18 protein-coding genes and 1 tRNA gene are annotated in these 18,687 nt (G+C 66.0%); 7 read left to right on the top strand and 12 right to left on the bottom strand.

Annotated features, from left to right (window positions below):
* Positions 1–117 precede the first annotated feature (117 nt).
* Positions 118–2,094: a monovalent cation:proton antiporter family protein gene (locus GO608_RS12985; RefSeq protein WP_169198065.1), complete on the bottom strand. Its 1,977-nt coding sequence runs from the start codon at positions 2,092–2,094 to the stop codon at positions 118–120.
* 149 nt (positions 2,095–2,243) lie between these two features.
* Between GO608_RS12985 and GO608_RS12980 the strand changes: the two genes are divergently transcribed.
* The 6 genes from GO608_RS12980 (at position 2,244) to GO608_RS12955 (ending at position 6,687) form a co-directional block, all read left to right on the top strand.
* Positions 2,244–3,239 carry a KpsF/GutQ family sugar-phosphate isomerase gene (locus tag GO608_RS12980; protein WP_169198064.1) on the top strand — a complete coding sequence of 332 codons (996 nt, stop codon included), beginning with the start codon at positions 2,244–2,246 and terminating at the stop codon, positions 3,237–3,239.
* Positions 3,239–3,760, top strand: a complete 522-nt coding sequence (locus tag GO608_RS12975) for a KdsC family phosphatase (protein ID WP_169198063.1) — start codon at positions 3,239–3,241, stop codon at positions 3,758–3,760. The genes GO608_RS12980 and GO608_RS12975 overlap by 1 nt, the downstream gene beginning before the upstream one ends.
* An 8-nt stretch (positions 3,761–3,768) precedes the next feature.
* Positions 3,769–4,350 carry an LPS export ABC transporter periplasmic protein LptC gene (gene lptC / locus GO608_RS12970; RefSeq protein ID WP_169198062.1) on the top strand — a complete coding sequence of 194 codons (582 nt, stop codon included), beginning with the start codon at positions 3,769–3,771 and terminating at the stop codon, positions 4,348–4,350.
* The gene (lptA, locus tag GO608_RS12965; RefSeq protein ID WP_169198061.1) at positions 4,347–4,919 is read left to right on the top strand and encodes a lipopolysaccharide transport periplasmic protein LptA; all 573 of its coding nucleotides are present in this window, start codon (positions 4,347–4,349) and stop codon (positions 4,917–4,919) included. The genes lptC and lptA overlap by 4 nt, the downstream gene beginning before the upstream one ends.
* Positions 4,920–4,991: 72 nt before the next feature.
* Positions 4,992–5,768, top strand: a complete 777-nt coding sequence (locus tag GO608_RS12960; protein WP_053420023.1) for an enoyl-CoA hydratase — start codon at positions 4,992–4,994, stop codon at positions 5,766–5,768.
* A 352-nt stretch (positions 5,769–6,120) separates the two neighbouring features.
* The gene (locus GO608_RS12955) at positions 6,121–6,687 is read left to right on the top strand and encodes a phasin family protein (RefSeq protein ID WP_169198128.1); all 567 of its coding nucleotides are present in this window, start codon (positions 6,121–6,123) and stop codon (positions 6,685–6,687) included.
* Between the two features lie 99 nt (positions 6,688–6,786).
* On the opposite strand, the gene GO608_RS12950 is transcribed toward GO608_RS12955, so the two are convergent.
* The 10 genes from GO608_RS12950 to miaB all read right to left on the bottom strand — a co-directional run bounded on the left by GO608_RS12950 (position 6,787) and on the right by miaB (position 17,849).
* The gene (locus tag GO608_RS12950) at positions 6,787–8,016 is read right to left on the bottom strand and encodes a PilT/PilU family type 4a pilus ATPase (protein ID WP_169198060.1); all 1,230 of its coding nucleotides are present in this window, start codon (positions 8,014–8,016) and stop codon (positions 6,787–6,789) included.
* A 140-nt stretch (positions 8,017–8,156) separates the two neighbouring features.
* Positions 8,157–8,948, bottom strand: coding sequence for a lysophospholipid acyltransferase family protein (locus GO608_RS12945; protein ID WP_169198059.1), 792 nt, complete (start codon positions 8,946–8,948; stop codon positions 8,157–8,159).
* 8 nt (positions 8,949–8,956) lie between these two features.
* Positions 8,957–9,490, bottom strand: a complete 534-nt coding sequence (gene gmhB, locus GO608_RS12940; protein ID WP_169198058.1) for a D-glycero-beta-D-manno-heptose 1,7-bisphosphate 7-phosphatase — start codon at positions 9,488–9,490, stop codon at positions 8,957–8,959.
* A gap of 15 nt (positions 9,491–9,505) precedes the next feature.
* Positions 9,506–11,593, bottom strand: coding sequence for a glycine--tRNA ligase subunit beta (glyS, locus tag GO608_RS12935; protein ID WP_169198057.1), 2,088 nt, complete (start codon positions 11,591–11,593; stop codon positions 9,506–9,508).
* Positions 11,593–12,513 (bottom strand): glycine--tRNA ligase subunit alpha, encoded by a 921-nt coding sequence (gene glyQ, locus GO608_RS12930; RefSeq protein WP_169198056.1) that lies wholly within the window; start codon positions 12,511–12,513, stop codon positions 11,593–11,595. Before glyQ ends, glyS begins: the two co-directional genes overlap by 1 nt.
* A 127-nt stretch (positions 12,514–12,640) precedes the next feature.
* On the bottom strand, positions 12,641–14,140 hold the full coding sequence (gene lnt, locus GO608_RS12925) for an apolipoprotein N-acyltransferase (protein ID WP_169198055.1): 1,500 nt from the start codon (positions 14,138–14,140) through the stop codon (positions 12,641–12,643).
* 40 nt (positions 14,141–14,180) lie between these two features.
* Positions 14,181–15,029, bottom strand: coding sequence for a CorC family transporter (locus GO608_RS12920; protein ID WP_211159323.1), 849 nt, complete (start codon positions 15,027–15,029; stop codon positions 14,181–14,183).
* Between the two features lie 49 nt (positions 15,030–15,078).
* Positions 15,079–15,537, bottom strand: coding sequence for an rRNA maturation RNase YbeY (gene ybeY, locus GO608_RS12915; protein ID WP_247003116.1), 459 nt, complete (start codon positions 15,535–15,537; stop codon positions 15,079–15,081).
* A 2-nt stretch (positions 15,538–15,539) separates the two neighbouring features.
* Positions 15,540–16,511 carry a PhoH family protein gene (locus tag GO608_RS12910; protein WP_169198053.1) on the bottom strand — a complete coding sequence of 324 codons (972 nt, stop codon included), beginning with the start codon at positions 16,509–16,511 and terminating at the stop codon, positions 15,540–15,542.
* Entirely contained in the window at positions 16,512–17,849 is a 1,338-nt protein-coding gene (gene miaB / locus GO608_RS12905) for a tRNA (N6-isopentenyl adenosine(37)-C2)-methylthiotransferase MiaB (RefSeq protein ID WP_169198052.1), read from the bottom strand.
* A 52-nt stretch (positions 17,850–17,901) separates the two neighbouring features.
* Between miaB and GO608_RS12900 the strand changes: the two genes are divergently transcribed.
* A tRNA-Met gene (locus GO608_RS12900) sits at positions 17,902–17,978 on the top strand.
* 87 nt (positions 17,979–18,065) lie between these two features.
* Here GO608_RS12900 and GO608_RS12895 read toward each other — a convergent pair.
* On the bottom strand, positions 18,066–18,548 hold the full coding sequence (locus tag GO608_RS12895; protein WP_169198051.1) for a cupin domain-containing protein: 483 nt from the start codon (positions 18,546–18,548) through the stop codon (positions 18,066–18,068).
* Positions 18,549–18,687: the final 139 nt, after the last annotated feature.

Genomic DNA, 18,687 nt, shown 5'->3' with positions numbered 1-18,687 from the left:
CATCAGGGACGAGCGGCACTTCACGAAGATCAAGTGCTTTCGCGCATTACCCGGCGCATCGGTCAAACGGCGAAGTTTATCAGAGCGCGGACGGTCGCAGTGGCGCCCGAGAGGCGCTCAGGCCCCGCCGAGCAGGCGGCGCTCGGCCTGCTCGAGATCGGCCTGGATGCCGATCAGGACGACGACATCGCCTTCCTCGAGCTGCGTTTCCGGCCCCGGCGACAGCCCCCGGATGTTCCGCCGGCGCACTGCCGACACGCCGACGCCGACGCCGATTTCGCCGAGCCCGATCGCGCCGATCGTCATGCCCACTGCGCGGGCGCCGCCCGGCAGCGTCACCGAGCGCAGGCGCGCCTGGTTCGCGTCGGGCCCGTCCGCTGCGTCGCTCGCGCCGTGGAAGAAGCCGCGCATCAGCGCATAGCGCTGGTTGCGGATGTCACGGATGCGTCGCACGATGCGGTTGAGCGGCAGGCCGATCAGCGCCAGCGCATGCGAGGCGAGGATGATGCTGCCTTCGAAAGCCTCCGGCACCACTTCGGTGGCGCCGCCTTGCGACAGCCGCGCCATGTCCTTCTCGTCGCTCGCGCGCACGACGATCGGCAGGTCCGGCCGCAGCAGATGGGCGCGGTGCATGACTCGTAGCGCCGCTTCGACTTCGCCGAACGAAATCACCAGCGCACTCGCCCGCATGATCCCCGCGGCCATCAATGTTTCGTGGCGCGCGGCATCGCCATACACGACGGTATCGCCGGCTGCACCCGCTTCGCGCACGCGCTCCGGATCGAGGTCGAGCGCGACGTAGCTGACGTTTTCCTGCTCCATGAAGCGCGCCATGTACTGTCCGCTGCGACCGTAGCCGCAGACGATGATGTGCTTGCTGGTGTTCATCGTCTGCGCGGCGACGCGCGTCAGCTCCATCGAGCGCTGCAGCCATTCGGAAGCGACGAAACGCAGCACCAGCCTGTCGCTCAGCTGCACGATCAGCGGCGCGACAAGCATCGACAGCACCAGCGCGGCAACCGTGACCTGCAGCAGCGCCTCCGGCATCAGATTGACATCGTCGATATGCGAGATCAGCACGAAGCCGAACTCGCCGCCGGCGCACAGCCACAATGCCGTGCGCAAGGCAGTGCCACTCGACGAACCGAAAGCGCGCGACGCGGCGAAGACGATCGCCCCCTTGAATACCAGCAGCGCCACCAGCAGGCCCAGCACCGCCGCGAGGTTCGCCACGATCAGCCCGACGTCGAGGAACATCCCGACGGTGACGAAAAACAGGCCCAGCAGCACGTCGCGAAACGGCTTGATGTCCTCCTCGACCTGGTAGCGGTACTCGGTTTCGGAAATCAGCATGCCCGCCAGGAACGCCCCCAGCGCCAGCGACAATCCCACCGCCGCGGAAAGCCACGCCAGCCCGAGCGTGATCAGCAGCACGTTGAGCATGAAGAGTTCGCCCGAGCGCCGCTGCGCGACGACGGTAAACCACCAGCGCATCACGCGCTGGCCGGCGACGAGCACCAGCGCGAGCAGCACCACGGCCTTGAGCGCCGCGATGCCGAGCCTCCCGGCGAGTTCTCCGGCCGGCTGCGACAGCGCGGGGATGAGAATCAGCAGCGGCACGACCGCGATATCCTGGAACAACAGCACACCGATCGTTTCCCTGCCGTGCGGCCGGTCGAGTTCGAGGCGGTCGGACAGCAGCTTCGAGAGGATTGCCGTCGACGACATCGCGAGCGTCGCGCCGAGCGCGAAGCTCGCCCCCCACCCGAGCCCGAAGATCGTCCCCGCCAGCATCGTGAACAGCAGCGATCCGAGCACCTGCGCCGCGCCGAGTCCGAACACGATGCGTTTCATCGCGAACAGCCGCGGCAGCGAAAACTCGAGTCCGATAGAGAACATCAGGAACACCACGCCGAACTCGGCCAAATGGCTCGCGCCGTCCGACGCTTCGACCAGGTCGAGCGCATGCGGGCCGACTCCGGCGCCGACGAGCAGGTATCCGAGCACCGGCGGCAGGCTCAGGCTGCGAAAAACCGCGACCACGACGACGCAGGCCGCCAGGAGCAACAGGACCAGCTCGAGCGTGTTGTGCATGAATGAGGGTGATCGGTGGAATGTGCACGATGCGGGGCCGCTCGACCCGTCTGCTATACTTCGCAGCTTCGATTTGCACCGCCGGGCCTGCTGTTCGCCGCCGGTTTTCCGGCTGTCTCGTGCGTCAGAGTGTAACCGCTTCGAACCCTATGAACCCAGTCCCGCCCGCTCTCCCCGATGAAACCCGCTGCGTCGCCCTCGCCCGCCGCGTGCTGCACATCGAAGCCGCCGCCGTCGCGGCGCTGGCCGAACGTCTCGGCGCCGATTTCGAGCGCGCCGTGCAGCTGATCCTGCAGCGCCACGGCCGCGTCATCGTCACGGGGATCGGTAAATCCGGCCACATCGCGCGCAAGCTCGCCGCGACGCTCGCGAGCACCGGCACCCCCGCCTATTTCGTGCATGCGGCGGAAGCCGCGCACGGCGACCTCGGCATGATCACCGCCGAAGACGTCGTCATCGCGCTATCGAACTCCGGCGCCAGCGAGGAGTTGCTGACGATCGTGCCGCTCGTCAAGCGTCAGGGCGCGAAGCTGATCTCGATGACCGGCAAACCGGATTCGCCGCTCGCGCGCGAAGCCGACGTCCATCTCGACGCCGCGGTCAGCGAGGAAGCCTGTCCGCTGAACCTCGCGCCGACCGCCAGCACCACTGCGGCGCTCGCGCTCGGCGACGCGCTGGCAGTCGCGCTGCTCGATGCGCGCGGCTTCGGTGCCGACGATTTTGCCCGCTCCCATCCGGGCGGCAGCCTCGGCAGGCGCCTTCTCACGCATGTCAGCGACGTGATGCGCGGTGCGGACCGCGTTCCGCAGGTCGCGGAAACCGTCCCGATGACCTCTGCCCTGCTCGAAATGACGCGCGGCGGCATGGGCATGACGGCGGTCGTCGACGCCCGCGGCGCGCCGATCGGCATCTTCACCGACGGCGACCTGCGCCGGGCGCTCGAGCGCGGCTGCGACGCACGTACTGCGGCGCTTGCCGAAGTCATGACGCGCGCGCCGCGTAGCATCAATCCGGACGCGCTCGCCGTCGAAGCAGCGGAAATCATGGAACGGCTGCGCATCAGCCAGCTGCTCGTCGTCGGCGCCGATGGCACGCTCGCGGGCGCGCTGACGACCCACGACCTGATGCTCGCGAAGGTGATCTGATGCCGGCCCGCGAAAACGCCTCGCGCATCCGCCTGATGGGCTTCGACGTCGACGGCGTGATGACGGACGGGAGCCTGTATTTCACGCCCAATGGCGAGGAGCTGAAAGTCTTCTCCAGCCTCGACGGACATGGCCTGAAGATGCTGCAGAGCGCCGGCGTCGAAGTCGCGATCATCAGCGGGCGCAGCTCTCGCGCACTCGAACTGCGGGCGGCGAATCTCGGCATTCGCGAGCTGCACATGGGGGTAGAAGACAAGCGCGCCTGTCTCGAGGCGCTGCTTGCACGCCGGAGCCTCCCCGCCAGCGAAGCCGGCTACATGGGCGACGACGTCGTCGACCTGCCGATCCTGCGCGCATGCGGATTTTCGGCGACCCCGTCCGACGGCCACGAATTCGTCCGGCGGCATGTCGGCTACGTCGCAAGCAAGCCGGGCGGGCGCGGGGCGGTGCGCGAAGTGTGTGACTACCTGCTGGCCGCACAGGGCAGGCTCGAAGCGATGCTCTCGGCCTATCTCGTCTGAAGCCGGCGATGCGCCCGTCGATCCTGCAACTCTATCCGGTCGTCGCGCTCGTCGTGCTGGCCGGCGCCACTCTGTGGCTCGAGCGGGTCACGCGCGACGAGGACGGCGCAGCCCGCACCGAACAGCGACGCGCTCCGGACTTCATCGCCGAGCAGACCCGGCTGGTCAGCTTCGGCGCCGACGGGCAGCAACGCTACGAACTGCTCGCCGACCGGATCACGAACTACCCCCTGTCCGGCATCACCGCGCTCGACCGTCCACGACTGCGCTACGACTCAGAAGGCCGTGAGTTGCGCATCACGGCACAGTCCGGCGAAATTCACGAAGGCGGAAGCGAAGTGCTCCTGAGCGGTGACGTGCGCGTACATCGCGCGGCCGCCGCCGGCAGTCCGGCGATGAGCTTCGCTTCCGAGACCCTGAAAGTCTGGCCCGACGACGAGCGCGCCGAAACCAGCGACCCCGTCATCCTCACGCAGGGCAAGACGACTGCGCACGCCGGCGGGCTCAAGTCGGACAATATCTTCGGCACCCTCGACCTGCTCGACGGGGTCACCGTTCTCATGCCACGCACCTCGCGGACCCAACCATGAAGCATGTCCTTGCACTCGCCTTCCTCGCGCTCGGGCTCGTTGCCGCACTGCAGCCGCTGCCGGCGCTCGCGGAACTTGCCGACCGCGAAAAACCGGTCAACATCGAGGCGAACCGCCTGACTGTCGATGACCGCAACAAGGTGCACGTCTTCGAAGGCAATGTCGTCCTCACACAGGGCTCTCTCGTCATCAAGGGCGATCGGCTCGTCGTGACGCAGGGCCCGGACGGTTTCCAGACGGGAGTGGCCACCGGCAGCGACAAACGGCCCGCGACGTTCCGCCAGAAACGCGAAGGCAGCAACGAATTCGTCGAAGGCGAGGCCGAACGGATCGAATATGACAGCCGGGCGGAGCGGGCGCGCCTTTTCAATCAGGCGCGCGTCGAATCCGGCGGCGACGAAGTACGCGGGCATTACATCGAATACGATGCCCTGAGCGAGAAATACGTCGTCACGAACCAGCCCGGCACGAGTTCGGCAACGGCCGGCGACTCACGCGTGCGGGCCGTCATCCAGCCGAAAGGCTCGGCCGCGGAACCGGGCAGCGAAGCGCCGCAAAAACCCCAATAACATCCCCATAACACCCCAATAACACCCCAATAACACCCCCAGCAAAGCCTCAATCACCAGGAGATGAGACGCATGAGTTTCCAGAACATCCTCGTTGAAACGCGTGGCCGGGTCGGCCTGATCACCCTTAATCGCCCGAAGGCGATGAACGCGCTCAACGATCAGGTCGTAGATGAAATGTGGGAGGCGCTCGACCACTTCGAGGCCGACGAGGGAATCGGCGCCATCGTCATCACCGGTAGCGAGAAAGCTTTCGCCGCGGGCGCCGATATCGGCGCAATGGCGAACTTTTCGCATATGGACGCCTACAAGGGCGACTACATCACGCGCAATTGGGAACGCGTCAAGACCTGCCGCAAGCCGGTCATCGCAGCGGTCGCCGGCTTCGCGCTCGGCGGCGGGTGCGAACTGGCGATGATGTGCGACATGATCATCGCTGCCGACAACGCCAAGTTCGGCCAGCCCGAAATCAAGCTCGGCATCCTGCCCGGCTCGGGCGGTACGCAGCGCCTACCGCGGGCGATCGGCAAGGCGAAAACGATGGACATGTGTCTCACTGCACGGCTGATGGGGGCCGAGGAGGCGGAACGGGCGGGACTCGTTGCCCGTGTGGTGCCGGCCGACAAACTGCTCGACGAAGCGCTTGCGGTGGCCACCGAAGTCGCCAACTTCTCGCTGCCGGTCGTGATGATGATCAAGGAATCCGTCAATCGCGCCTTCGAAGGAAGCCTGAACGAAGGCCTCCTGTTCGAGCGCCGCGTTTTCCATGCCGCGTTCGGCCTCGACGACCAGAAGGAAGGGATGGCTGCCTTCGTCGAGAAGCGCAAGCCCGAGTTCAAGCACCGCTGACGTTGACGCACCGCCGCATCCCGGCGGCGGCGCACCAAACCTTCATCATTCCTCAGTCATTTTTACCGTGATGTTGCAATTGCAGCATCACGGTAATTTTCATACCTGTTTACCGTTAAAAAGATCCTCGCATAGAGCTCGAAACATCGCCGAAAAACCGTGTCTTGCTGGGCTTTTCGCGCTTGGTCCGGACAGCATTGGCGGGTATTCCTTGGGTATTGTGCAGCGCACAAAAAAAACGCTTGACAAGGGCCTTGCCGCCTCTATAATCCGGACCATGTTGCGACGCACCAAGCAGGCCGAAAGAGTTGCGGAGCAAATCATTGAAGCACCACCATCAGGAGATGAAGAAATGTTTGCTACCCCCGAGCAGTTTGCAGCGACCAATAAAGCCAACGTCGAAACCCTGCTGACCCTGGCCAACAACGTTTTCGCCAGCGCCGAGCGCTTTGCCGCCCTTAACCTGAACACCGCCCGCTCGATCCTCGAAGACAGCATCGCCAACTCGAAGGCCCTGCTCGGCGCGAAGGACGTGCAGGAGCTGGCAAGCCTTCAGGCCGCCCTGGCCCAACCGCTGGTCGAGAAGGCCGTCGCCTACAACCGCAGCGTCTACGAGATCGCGTCGCAGGGCCAGGAAGAAATCTCGAAGCTGGTCGAAACCCAGATCGCCGAACTGAACAAGAACCTGTCGTCGGCGCTCGACAAGGCTGTCAAGTCCGCTCCGGCCGGTTCCGACGTTGCCGTTGCCGCCGTCAAGTCGGCGATCGCCGCCGCAAACAGCGCGTACGACAGCGTCAGCAAGGCTGCGAAGCAAGTTGCCGAGATCGCCGAAGCCAACGTGGCTGCCGCGACCAACGCCACGGTCAAGGCCGTCGGCGCCTCCGCGAAGGCTGGCGTGCAAAAGGCCAAGGCCGCCTGATACGCTTCGGCTCACACCGAATCAAAAAGCCCCGCTCGCGGGGCTTTTTTCATTTCAGCGGCAGGCCGCGTCCGAAATCCGGATCGGCCCCGTTTCGAATCAGGCCGTGTGTGCCGCCGAGGCGCCGGACGCGGGCGGCAGGTCCGCTTTTTCCGCCTCGTCGGAATCTTCCTCCCCGGATTCCTCGATCGACAGGCTGAATTCGCTCCCAACACCCGACGGTGGCTGCCCGCGGCCGGCCTTCAGCTTGATCTGCAGGCGCAGCTCGTTTGCCGAGTCGGCATTCCGGATCGCCTCTTCGTAACTGATGTGGTGCGCGTCATACAGCGCGAACAGTGCCTGATCGAACGTGCACATCCCCAGTTCGCGCGACTTCGCCATGATCTCCTTGATCGAATGAAACTGCCCCTTGAAGATCATTTCGGCGATCGTCGGCGTGTTCAGCAGGATTTCGATCGCCGCCTTGCGCCCGGTGCCGTCCTCGGTCCGGACGAGACGCTGCGAGACGATCGCCCGCAGGTTCGACGAAAGGTCCATCAGGAGCTGATTCCGGCGCTCTTCAGGGAAGAAGTTGATGATCCGGTCGAGCGTCTGATTCGAGTTGTTCGCGTGTAGCGTCCCGAGACACAGGTGCCCGGTTTCGGCAAAGGCGATGGCATGCTCCATCGTCTCGCGGTCGCGGATCTCGCCGATCAGGATCACGTCCGGCGCCTGGCGCAGCGTGTTCTTCAGCGCGTGCTCCCACGAATGCGTATCGACGCCGACTTCGCGGTGCGTGATGAGGCAGCCCTTGTTCTTGTGCACGTACTCGACCGGATCCTCGACCGTGATGATGTGGCCGGCCGAATTCGTGTTGCGGTGGTCGATCATCGCCGCCAGCGTCGTCGACTTGCCCGATCCCGTACCGCCCACGACCAGCACCAGACCGCGCTTCGTCATGATGACGTCCTTGAGCACGGCGGGCAGGCCGAGCTTGTCGAGATTCGGAATTTCCGACGCGATCGTCCGGATCACCATGCCGACCTGCTGTTGCTGGATGAACACGTTGACGCGGAAGCGGCACACGTCGGGCAGCGAGATGGCGAAATTGCACTCCATCTCAGCCTCGAATTCGCGCCGCTGGCGCTCGTTCATCAGGCTCAGCGCGAGCGACCGGGTCACTTCGGCCGCGAGCCGCTGCTGACTCAGCGGTTTCATGCCGCCGTGCGACTTGATGCTCGGCGGGAAATCGGCCGAGATGAAAAGGTCCGAACCTCCCATCTGGTGCATCGCCTTCAGCAGCTTGTGCATGTAGTTGCGTGCTTCTTCAGGGCCGAGCGCGGATGCCATGCTGCCTCCCGAGTTGATTCAATGAGATCGTTGCGACCGGGCCTGACAATGGGCAGGCTGCCGGACGGAATTCGTGCCCGACTGACGGCTGTCGGGAGAGCGGATAGGACGTGTCGAAGCGGACGCTGGAGGAAGAGCGCTCAGCTCTCGCCCGAGCCCGGCGGTGCTGCCGCGACGACGCCGCTGCCCGGCTCGCCGCCGCGTTTTGCGCCGGACGTGTAGTGATGCGCGAACAGGCGATGCATCTCCGCCTCGATCCAAAGCTGGGCCCGGGCGTTGACTTCGTTCGCGTCGAGCCCTTCGGGTCCGATCGCCGGCCCGATGCTGACGATGATCTCGCCGGGATATTTCAGGAATGCGTTGCGCCGCCAGAACTCGCCGGCGTTGTGGGCCACCGGCACCACCGGCACGCCCGCTTTCTGCGCGAGCCACGCCCCGCCCGGCTTGTAGCGCCGCGTCGTGCCTGGCGCGACCCGCGTCCCCTCGGGGAATACGACGACCCAGAAGCCTTCTGCCAGGCGCGCCCGCCCCTGCTCGACGACTTGCGTCAGCGCGTCCTTGCCAGCCGCCCGGTCGATCGCGATTCCCGGAATCTGCGCGAGCCCCCAGCCGAAGAACGGCACTTTCAGCAACTCGCGCTTGAGCACGAAACACAGCGGCGGGAAGATCACCTGCAGCGCCATCGTTTCCCACGCCGACTGGTGCTTCGCCAAGATTACCGACGGTCGAGCAGGAATGTTGTCGCGCCCGAGCACGCGGTAGCGGATGCCGAGCAGATGCCGCACGAACCACATCACGAGCGGCGCCCACGAGGTGATGATGCGATGGCGCACATGCGGCGGAAGCGGAAACGTCAGCATTCCGAAGATCGCGTAAGGCGGGGTGACGATCGCGAGGACGATCGCGAACAACAGGGAGCGCAGGACGATCACGGTTTTCTTCAGGCGGTGAGGTCGGCGACGACCGTGGCGAGATCGGGATAGATCAGTGTTCCTTCCGGCAGCGCCGGATCGTCGCGCGTCTTGAGGCCCTTGCCTGTCAGCACGAGGTAGGGCTTGCAACCGACTTCCACGCCGGCCTGCAGGTCACGCAGGCTGTCGCCGACTGACGGCACGCCGGCCAGCGTGACGTTGAAGCGCTCGGCGATCTGCAAGAACAGGCCGGGCTTCGGTTTGCGGCAGTTGCACGTGGAATTCGCCGCATGCGGGCAGAAGAAGATCGCGTCGAGCCGGCCGCCGACCTGCGCCAGGCTCCTGACCATTTTTTCGTTGATCGCGTTGAGGGTGTCCATGCCGAACAGTCCGCGGCCGATGCCCGACTGGTTCGACGCGACGATGACTCGCCAGCCCCACTGGTTGAGCCGGGCGATCGCCTCGAGCGAACCCGGGATCGGCTTCCACTCGTCGGGCGACTTGATGAACTGCTCGGAGTCGTAGTTGATGACGCCGTCGCGGTCGAGGATGATCAGTTTCATCGCAGTGGGGCGCCTTTACGCAGACAGCCGCGACAGGTCCGCGACCTGGTTCATGAGGCCTGCGAGCTGGCGCAGCAGCGCGAGGCGGCTCTGGCGCGTGAGCGGCTCCTCGACCATCACCATGACGTCGTCGAAGAAGGCGTCGACCGCTGCGCGCAGGCCGGCAAGTGCGCATAGCGCATCGGTGTAATCCTCGTTCGCGACGTGCGACCGCACCAACGGCGCGACTTCGACGACAGCATGGAACAGCGCCTTCTCGGCCTCTTCCTGCAGCAGCGCGACGTCCGGTTCCGACAGTTCGTCCTCGGCTTTTTTCAGGATATTGACGATCCGCTTGTTCGCCGCGGCGAGCGCCTCGGCTTCCGGCAGTCCGCGGAACACGCGCACCGCGTCGAGTTTTGCCGGGACGAGGTCGATGCGCGTCGGGCGCAGCGCGAGCACTGCGTCGACGACGTCCACGGCGTGGCCCGCGTCGCGCAGCAGGTTCTTCAGGCGCTCGAACATGAAGTCCAGCAATTGCGACTCGAAATCCGCGGCGGTCAGCAGACCCGGCCCGAAGCCTTCCGCCGCGTCGCCGACCAGTGCCGCGAGGTCGAGTGGCAGCGGCGTCTCGATGAGGATGCGCAGCACGCCGAGCGCCGCGCGGCGCAGCCCGAACGGGTCCTTGTCGCCGGTCGGCAGCTGGCCGATGCCGAAGAAACCGACCAGCGCATCGAGCTTGTCGGCGAGCGCGACCGCGCACGCGGTGTTGCTTGCGGGCAACGTATCGCCGGCGAAGCGCGGCTGGTAGTGCGACTGAACGGCATCGGCGACGACTTCGCCTTCGCCGTCGTTGAGCGCGTAATAGCGCCCCATGATGCCCTGCAGCTCGGGAAACTCCCCAACCATGTCGGTGACGAGATCCGCTTTGGCGAGACGCGCCGCGCGCGAGGCGGCAGCGACGTCGCCGTGCAACCGACTCGCGATCCGCCCGGCGAGGCGTTCGAGACGTTCGACGCGCTCGAGCTGACTGCCGAGCTTGTTGTGGTAGACGACCGGCGCCAGCCGGGGCAGGCGGCTGTCGAGCGTGTGCTTGCGGTCCTGCTCGAAGAAGAAGCGCGCATCCGACAGGCGCGGGCGCACGACGCGCTGGTTGCCGGCGACGATGTTCGACGGGTCGGCGAGACGCATGTTCGAAACGATCAGAAAGCGGTTCAGGAGCCGGCCGGCGGCGTCGAGCAGCGGGAAGTACTTCTGGTTCGCGCGCATCGTCAGGATCAGGCATTCCTGCGGCACGGCGAGGAACTCGGCCTCGAACTCGCCGACGTAGACCGTCGGGTGCTCGACCAGTGCGGCGACTTCGTCGAGGAGGTCTGCATATTCGCCGAGGCTCGCGTGCTGCGCCTGCGCGGTCGCGACGAGCTGGCGCTCGATGTCGGCGCGACGTTCGGCGAAGTCCGGGATCACCTTCCCTTCGGCGAGCAGCGTCGGTTCGTACGCTTCTGCAGTCGCAAGCTCGATCTCGCCGCGGCTCATGAAACGGTGCCCCATCGTCGCGCGGCCGGCGTCGAGATCGAGCACGCGGCCCGGCACAACGCGCGCGCCGTGCAGCATCGCGAGCTTGTGCACCGGCCGGACGAACTGCGCGTCGCCCGCGCCCCAGCGCATCAGCTTCGGAATCGGCAGCGCCTTCACGGCCTCCTGGACGATCGCCGCGAGCACGTCGTCGAGCGCGGCACCCGGTTCGAGGCGCGTATAGAACAGCGCTTCGGCTTTGCCGTCGACGCGTCGCTCGAAGCTCGCGACCGCTTCCGGCGCGATGCCTTTCGCCTGGAGCTTCTTCAGCAGCGCCGGCGTCGGCCGGCTTTCGGCGTCGAGCGCGACCTGCACCGGCATGATCTTTTCGGTGACTTCGCGAGCCGGCGCAGTGGCGCGCACGCCCGGCACCGTGATCGCGAGCCGGCGGGGCGCGGCGAACCAGCGGAACGGCCGGTCTTCCGCGACGAGACCGCAGGCCTTCAGCCCCTCGTGGATGCGCGCGGCGAACGTCTCGCCCAGACGCGGCAGCGCCTTCGGCGGCAGCTCTTCGGTCAGGAGTTCGACGAGCAGGGTCGCGGTGGTCATCACGCGGCCTCCTGCGAAGGATTCTGATTCAGCATCGGGAAACCCAGACTCTCGCGGGAGGCGAAATAGGCTTGCGCGACGGCGCGCGACAGGTTGCGGATGCGGCCGATATATGCCGCCCGTTCGGTGACCGAGATCGCGCCGCGCGCGTCGAGCATGTTGAAGCTGTGCGCGGCTTTCAGCACCATCTCGTAAGCCGGCAGCGCGAGGCCCGCTTCCATCAGGCGCTTCGCCTCGGCCTCGTAGTTGCCGAACAGCGAAAAGAGAAAGTCGACGTTCGAATGCTCGAAGTTGTACGTCGACTGCTCGACTTCGTTCTGGTGGAAAACGTCGCCGTAAGTCACTTTCGAGCCGTCCGGATACACCGCCCAGACGAGGTCATAGACGTTCTCGACGCCTTGCAGGTACATCGCGAGCCGCTCGAGGCCGTACGTGATCTCGCCCAGCACCGGCTTGCAGTCGAGCCCGCCGACCTGCTGGAAATACGTGAATTGCGTCACTTCCATGCCGTCGAGCCACACTTCCCAGCCGAGCCCCCACGCGCCGAGCGTCGGGTTCTCCCAGTCGTCCTCGACGAAGCGGATGTCGTGCGCGTTGGTATCGATACCGAGCGCGCGCAGCGAGTCGAGATACAGCTCCTGGATATCGAGCGGCGACGGCTTCAGCACGACCTGGAACTGGTAGTAATGCTGCAGCCGGTTCGGGTTCTCGCCGTAGCGGCCATCCTTGGGCCGGCGCGACGGCTGCACGTACGCGGCGTTCCACGGCTCCGGGCCGATCGCGCGCAGAAAAGTCGCGGTATGCGAAGTGCCGGCGCCGACTTCGAGGTCGTACGGCTGCAGCAGCACGCAGCCGCGCTCGCCCCAGTACTGCTGGAGCGTCAGGATGACTTGCTGGAACGTGGGTTTGTGCGGGGACATGGTCTCGGACGGCTGGGGAGGCGGCACGCGGGCCGCGCTGCGAACGCAAAGAAGCGGATTTTACTGGCATTCGCCGGCAGGGGCGACGTTTAGTCTCGCGCTCGCGCGGGAATTGTTGCCGGACAACCTAGCCGGACACCGTTTTCAGCCTGCCGGCCGTTTGCCGCCGCGCCCCGGCGACGCCCGCACCTGCCGCGACGAGCGCCAGCAGCATCGCCGCGCGGTCGCCCCAGCGCGCATACGGCGTCAGCCCTTCGTGGCCCTGCACCGCGACGCGCAGCGCCCCTTGCGTGAACGGCGGGAGCACGCCCGAAACGCTGCCATCGGGCCGGACCACCGCGGTCATGCCGGTGTTCGTCGAGCGCAGCATCGGCCGACCGGTTTCGAGTGCCCGCATGCGGGCGATCTGCAGGTGCTGCGGCTGTGCGAACGAATCGCCGTACCACGCGAGGTTCGAGATGTTCAGCATCAGCGTCGCGTCCGGCAGGCTGCGGATCAGCTCGCGACCGAACAGGTCCTCGTAGCACACGTTGACAGCGACACGCTGCTCTCCGAGCTTCATCGGCGCCTGGTCCGGCGCGCCGCGCGTCTGGTCCGACATCGGAATGTCGACGAGGTCGTAGAACCAGCCGAACAGCGGCGGCGAATATTCGCCGAACGGCACGAGGTGACGCTTCGCGTAGGTCTGGCTCGGGGAGGCGCCGAGGCTCAGCGCCGCGTTGTAGATGCCGCCCTGCGCATCGCGCAGGAAGACGCCAAGCACGAGATTGCCGCCGGCGGCCCGGACGTCGCGCGCGAGCTCGTCCAAATAGCTCTCCGGCAGGCGGTCGGCCAGCAGCGGCAACGTCGTTTCAGGCAGCACGACGAGATCGGCCGCATGCTCGCGGGCGAGCCGGGCGTTGGTCTGCAGCCAGTCGGCGAGACGTTCGGGGCGCCACTTCAGCCCCTGCTCGATGTTCGTCTGGATCAGCGCGACCTCGAGGGGCTCGCCCACGGGTCGGGTCCAGGCGACCTGTGCGAGGCCGAAGCCCGTGACGCCGAGGCCGACGATCGCGAGCCCGGCCGCGGCCGCCCCACGTAGGCGCCGCCAAGGCGTCACGGCGGCGAGCGCGGCGGCAAAGGCGAGCAGTCCGCCGACGCCATACACGCCGATCAACGGAGCGAACCCGGCGAGCGGGCTCGGCGGAGTCTGCGAATAGCCGATCGCCAGCCACGGGAAGCCGGTGAACAGCCAGCCGCGCAGCACTTCGGCGCCAACCCACAGGCCCGCGAACAGCGCGGCCTGCCGGAAAGGGCCGCCGCGCCGCCAGCGCACGAACAGTCCCCCGACCAGCGCGGGAAAGAGCGCGAGATAGGCGCAGAACAGCGCGATCGCAAACCCTGCCAGCGGCATCGGCATGCCGCCGTAACGATGGAGCGCGACATAGAGCCACGACACGCCGGCGAGAAAGGCGCCGAATCCCCACGCGAATCCCCCGACGAAACCGCCGCGAGCGCCTGGCATGCGCTGCAGGGAGCCGGCGAGCACCGCCAGGCTCGCGAAAGCCAGCGGAAAAATCCCGAACGGCGCAAACGCGAACACCGATGCGCCGCCTGCCAGCGCGGCGAGCACCACGATCCGGACCATCAGCGCTCAGCCACTGCGCGTTTCGTGCGAAGCCCGCGCATCACGCCTGTCTCGCGTCGGCGACCGGCACCGCGTGTTCGACGAGCAGCGTATATACCCGTCGACTGTCAGCGCGCAGCACCTGGACCTTCATGTCTCCGAGGATCACGGTGTCGCCACGCTGCGGCAACCGGCCGAGCGCGCGGATCACCAGGCCGCCGATCGTGTCGACGTCGGCGTCGCTGAAATTCGTCGCGAAAGCGGTGTTGAAGTCGGCGATCTCGGTCGTCGCCTTGACCCGGTAACGCCCGTCCTGCATGAGCCGGATGTTGTCGCCGGCGAAGTCGCTGTCGTATTCGTCCTCGATTTCCCCGACGATCTGCTCGAGCACGTCCTCGATCGTCACGAGCCCCGCGACACCGCCGTACTCGTCGACGACGATCGCCATGTGGTTGCGGCTGACGCGGAAGTCGCGCAGCAGCACGTTCAGGCGCTTGGTCTCCGGCACGAACACCGCCGGTCGCAACGCGTCGCGCAACTCGAATTCCTGCCCGACGAAATAACGCAGCAGGTCCTTCGCGAGAAAGATGCCGACGACGTCGTCCTTGCTTTCGCCGACGGTGGGGAAGCGCGAATGGCCGGTCTCGATGACGAAGCTGGCGATCTTGTCCATCGGGTCGTCGACCCCGATCACCTCCATCTGAGAACGCGGAACCATCACGTCGCTGACCTGCAGGTCGGACATCTGCAGCGTGCCTTCGATGATCGAAAGCGCGTCGGCATCGAGCAGGTTGCGCTCGAACGCCGAGTGCAGCAGCGCCATGAGTTCGCCGCGATCTTCGGGCTCGCGCGACAGCAGCGCCGAAAGCCGTTCAAGCAATGAAAGGGGTTTCCCGGGGAGACTGTCCATGAAGTCGGTTTCGTTTAGAAGGCACGCTTAGGCGTAAGGATGGCACGCCTCAGGCGTAAGGGTTCGGGTAGCCGAGCGTCGCGAGCACGCGGGTTTCGATGCCTTCCATTTCCTCGGCCTCGTCGGGCGCTTCGTGGTCGAACCCCTGCAGGTGGAGCATGCCGTGCACGATCAGGTGCGCGAAATGGGCTTCGAGCGGCTTGCCCTGCTCGGCCGCCTCGCGCGCGACGACGGGAACGCACAGCACCAGGTCGCCGGCCAGCCGCTCGCCTTCGTCGTAGACGAACGTCAGCACGTTGGTGGCGTAATCCTTGCCGCGATAGTCCCGGTTGAGGCGTCGCCCTTCGGCTTCGCCGACGAGGCGCACGGTCAGTTCGGCGTCGCCGCGCAGCGCGGCGAGCGCCCAGCGCCGAACGAGCACGCTGGCCGGCGAACGGGCGCGGTTCTCGGCCCCGATCGCCCGTTGCACCGTCAGCGCGAGGCGAGGCGGCGCAGTCTCGGTGTCCACGCTCACGACTTGCGGGCGAGCGCAGCCTGGGCGTCGCGCGCGGTCTGGTTATCGTAAGCCTCGACAATGCGCGCAACGAGCGGATGGCGCACGACGTCTTCCTTCTGGAACTCGGTGAAGGCGATGCCGCGCACCGTAGCGAGCACTTCACGCGCCTCGAGCAGCCCGCTGCGGTTGCCGCGCGGCAGGTCTACCTGCGTCAGGTCACCGGTGACGACCGCCTTCGCGCCGATGCCGATGCGCGTCAGGAACATCTTCATCTGCTCGGGCGTGGTGTTCTGTGCCTCGTCGAGGATGATGAAGGCGTGATTCAGCGTGCGCCCGCGCATGAACGCGAGCGGCGCGATCTCGATGCTGCCGCGCTCGAACAGCTTGGCGACGCGATCGAAGCCCATCAGGTCGTACAGCGCGTCGTACAGCGGCCGCAGGTACGGGTCGACTTTCTGCGCGAGGTCGCCGGGCAGGAAGCCGAGCCGTTCGCCCGCCTCGACTGCAGGGCGCGTCAGGATGATGCGCTCGACGAGCTGGCGCTCGAACGCGTCGACGGCGCTCGCGACCGCGAGGTACGTCTTGCCGGTGCCGGCCGGGCCGATGCCGAACGTGATGTCGTGCGCCTGGATGTTGCGCAGGTAGTCGATCTGGCGCGGCGTGCGCCCGTGCAGTTCGGTCTTGCGCGTCAGGAGCGCCGGCGCCGGCTGGTCGGACTGGCGGCGGTTCGCGAGCTCGATCAGCCCGAGCTGGATGTCGTCGACCGACAGGTGCTCGTCGGCCTGCTCGTAGAACTCGCTGAGCGCCTTCGCCGCGAGCTGCATCTGCGCGGCACTGCCCTGTAGCGTGAAACATTCGCCGCGACGGGCGATCGTCACGTCGTACGCCGTTTCGATCTGGCGCAGGTTCTCGTCGAGCGCGCCGCACAGGTTGGCAAGCCGCTCGTTGTCGACCGGCTCGAGGACCACTTCCGTCGGACGCCCCATTCAACTCTCCGTTGTGACGATTTCGCCGCGCAGGCTGTGCGGCAGAGCGGCAGTGATCGTCAGGTCGACGAACTGCCCGATGAGGCGCGGATTGCCGACGAAATTGACGACGCGATTGTTGCCGGTGCGCGCCGCCAGTTCACTCGCATCCTTGCGCGACAGTCCTTCGACGAGCGCGCGCTCGACCCGACCGACCATCGCCTGGCTGATCGCCTGCGCCTGCTCGTCGATGCGCTTTTGCAACCGCGCGAGCCAGCGCAGCTTGGTTTGCTGCGGCACCGGGTCTGCGAGATCCGACGCGGGGGTGCCGGGCCGCGGGCTATAGACGAAGCTGAACGACGCATCGAAACCGACTTCGTCGATGAGCTTCATCGTCTTCTCGAAATCCTCCTCGGTCTCGCCGGGGAAGCCGACGATGAAGTCGGACGACAGCGACAGGTCCGGGCGCGCCGCGCGCAGCTTGCGCACGACCGACTTGAACTCCAGCACCGAATAGCCGCGCTTCATCGCCGCGAGGATGCGGTCCGATCCGGACTGCACTGGCAGATGCAGGTGGCTGACGAGCTTCGGGATCTTCGCGTACGCGTCGAACACTCCCTGCGTCATTTCGCGCGGGTGCGAGGTCGTGAACCGCAGGCGCTCGATGCCGGGGATCTCGGCGACGCATTCGAGCAGGAACGCGAAATCGCCCTGCTCGCCGCCGTCGCGCGTGATCTCGCCGCGCCACGCGTTGACGTTCTGGCCGAGCAGCGTGACTTCCCTGACGCCCTGCCCGGCGAGTCCCGCGACTTCGGCGAGCACGTCGTCGAGCGGCCGCGACACTTCCTCGCCGCGCGTGTAGGGCACCACGCAGAACGTGCAGTACTTCGAACAGCCTTCCATGATCGACACGAAAGCGCTCGCGCCTTCGACGCGCGCCGGCGGCATGTTGTCGAACTTCTCGATCTCCGGGAACGAGATATCGACCTGCGACCGCCCGCTGTTGCGCCGTTCGGCAATCAGCTGCGGCAGACGGTGCAGCGTCTGCGGGCCGAACACGACGTCCACGTACGGCGCACGCGCAACGATCGCATCGCCTTCCTGGCTCGCGACGCAACCGCCGACGCCGATGATCAGGTTCGGGTTCGATTGTTTCAGATGCTTGACGCGACCGAGGTCGTGGAACACCCGCTCCTGCGCCTTCTCGCGCACCGAGCAGGTGTTGAAAAGGATTACGTCCGCCTCTTCCGGGTTGTCGGTCTTCACCAGCTCTTCGCTGGCGCCGAGCACGTCCGCCATTTTGTCGGAATCGTACTCGTTCATCTGGCACCCGAAGGTGCGGATGTAGAGTTTCTTCATCAGCGCGTCTTGACGCCTCGTTTCTCAAACCTATATATTAGCAGGCTCGCGTGGTGATGTAGCTCAGACGGTTAGAGCGATGGATTCATAACCCATAGGTCGGCGGTTCGATTCCGCCCATCACCACCACGTTTTCGAAAGCCGTTGAGCCGCAAGGTTCAACGGCTTTTTCATATCCGGAGGCGCGCTGGACTCGCGTCCGGCCGGTCGGAAAATTCACTTCTTCCCTGCCGCACCGGAGTCGAGGTAAGAGATGCCCCACGGACCCGTGCCGTGAATCTGGAGGATTGTCTCCTCGGCGCTCGTATATGCAAACATCGGCATGCCCGCCGGAATCATCGTCACACTGCCAGGCGGATAGGCTCTGGCTTTCGCTTTGTCGACCGTCTCCCCGACACCCAGATGGAAGGTGCCGGAGAGCACCGTGACTCGTTCGAGCAACGGGTGCGTGTGCAGTGGAATCGTGAAGTTGGGCGGGAGCTTCAGGCGGAAAGTGATCGGAACGGCCTGCTTCAGGTCGCCTTCCAGCACCGCGATTTTCGCGCCGGGACCGACCGATGGCGCATCGGCCCATTTGATTTCCGACGGGACAATGGAAATGAGGCCCTCGGTCCCGGCCTCCGCTGCCATCGCCGCAGGCGTGACGAGCCCGCTCAGAATGAATGCCGATAACATCGTAACGAATTTAAGGCTGCGCATGATCTGCCTCACTATGACTGGCTGTTGCAGGGGCGGGGACGATCATCGGAACTGTTCGACCGCGCTCGGCTCCGTGCCGACCGCCTGCCGAAAATGAGCTCCCGGCCCTCTCGCCTTTCGCGCCTACCCGACCCTGAAG

It is taken from the genome of Aromatoleum buckelii, assembly GCF_012910785.2.
Lineage (GTDB): Bacteria > Pseudomonadota > Gammaproteobacteria > Burkholderiales > Rhodocyclaceae > Aromatoleum > Aromatoleum buckelii.
The sequence above is the reverse complement of the archived record's forward strand: the minus strand, read 5'-3'. Positions and strand labels throughout refer to the sequence as shown.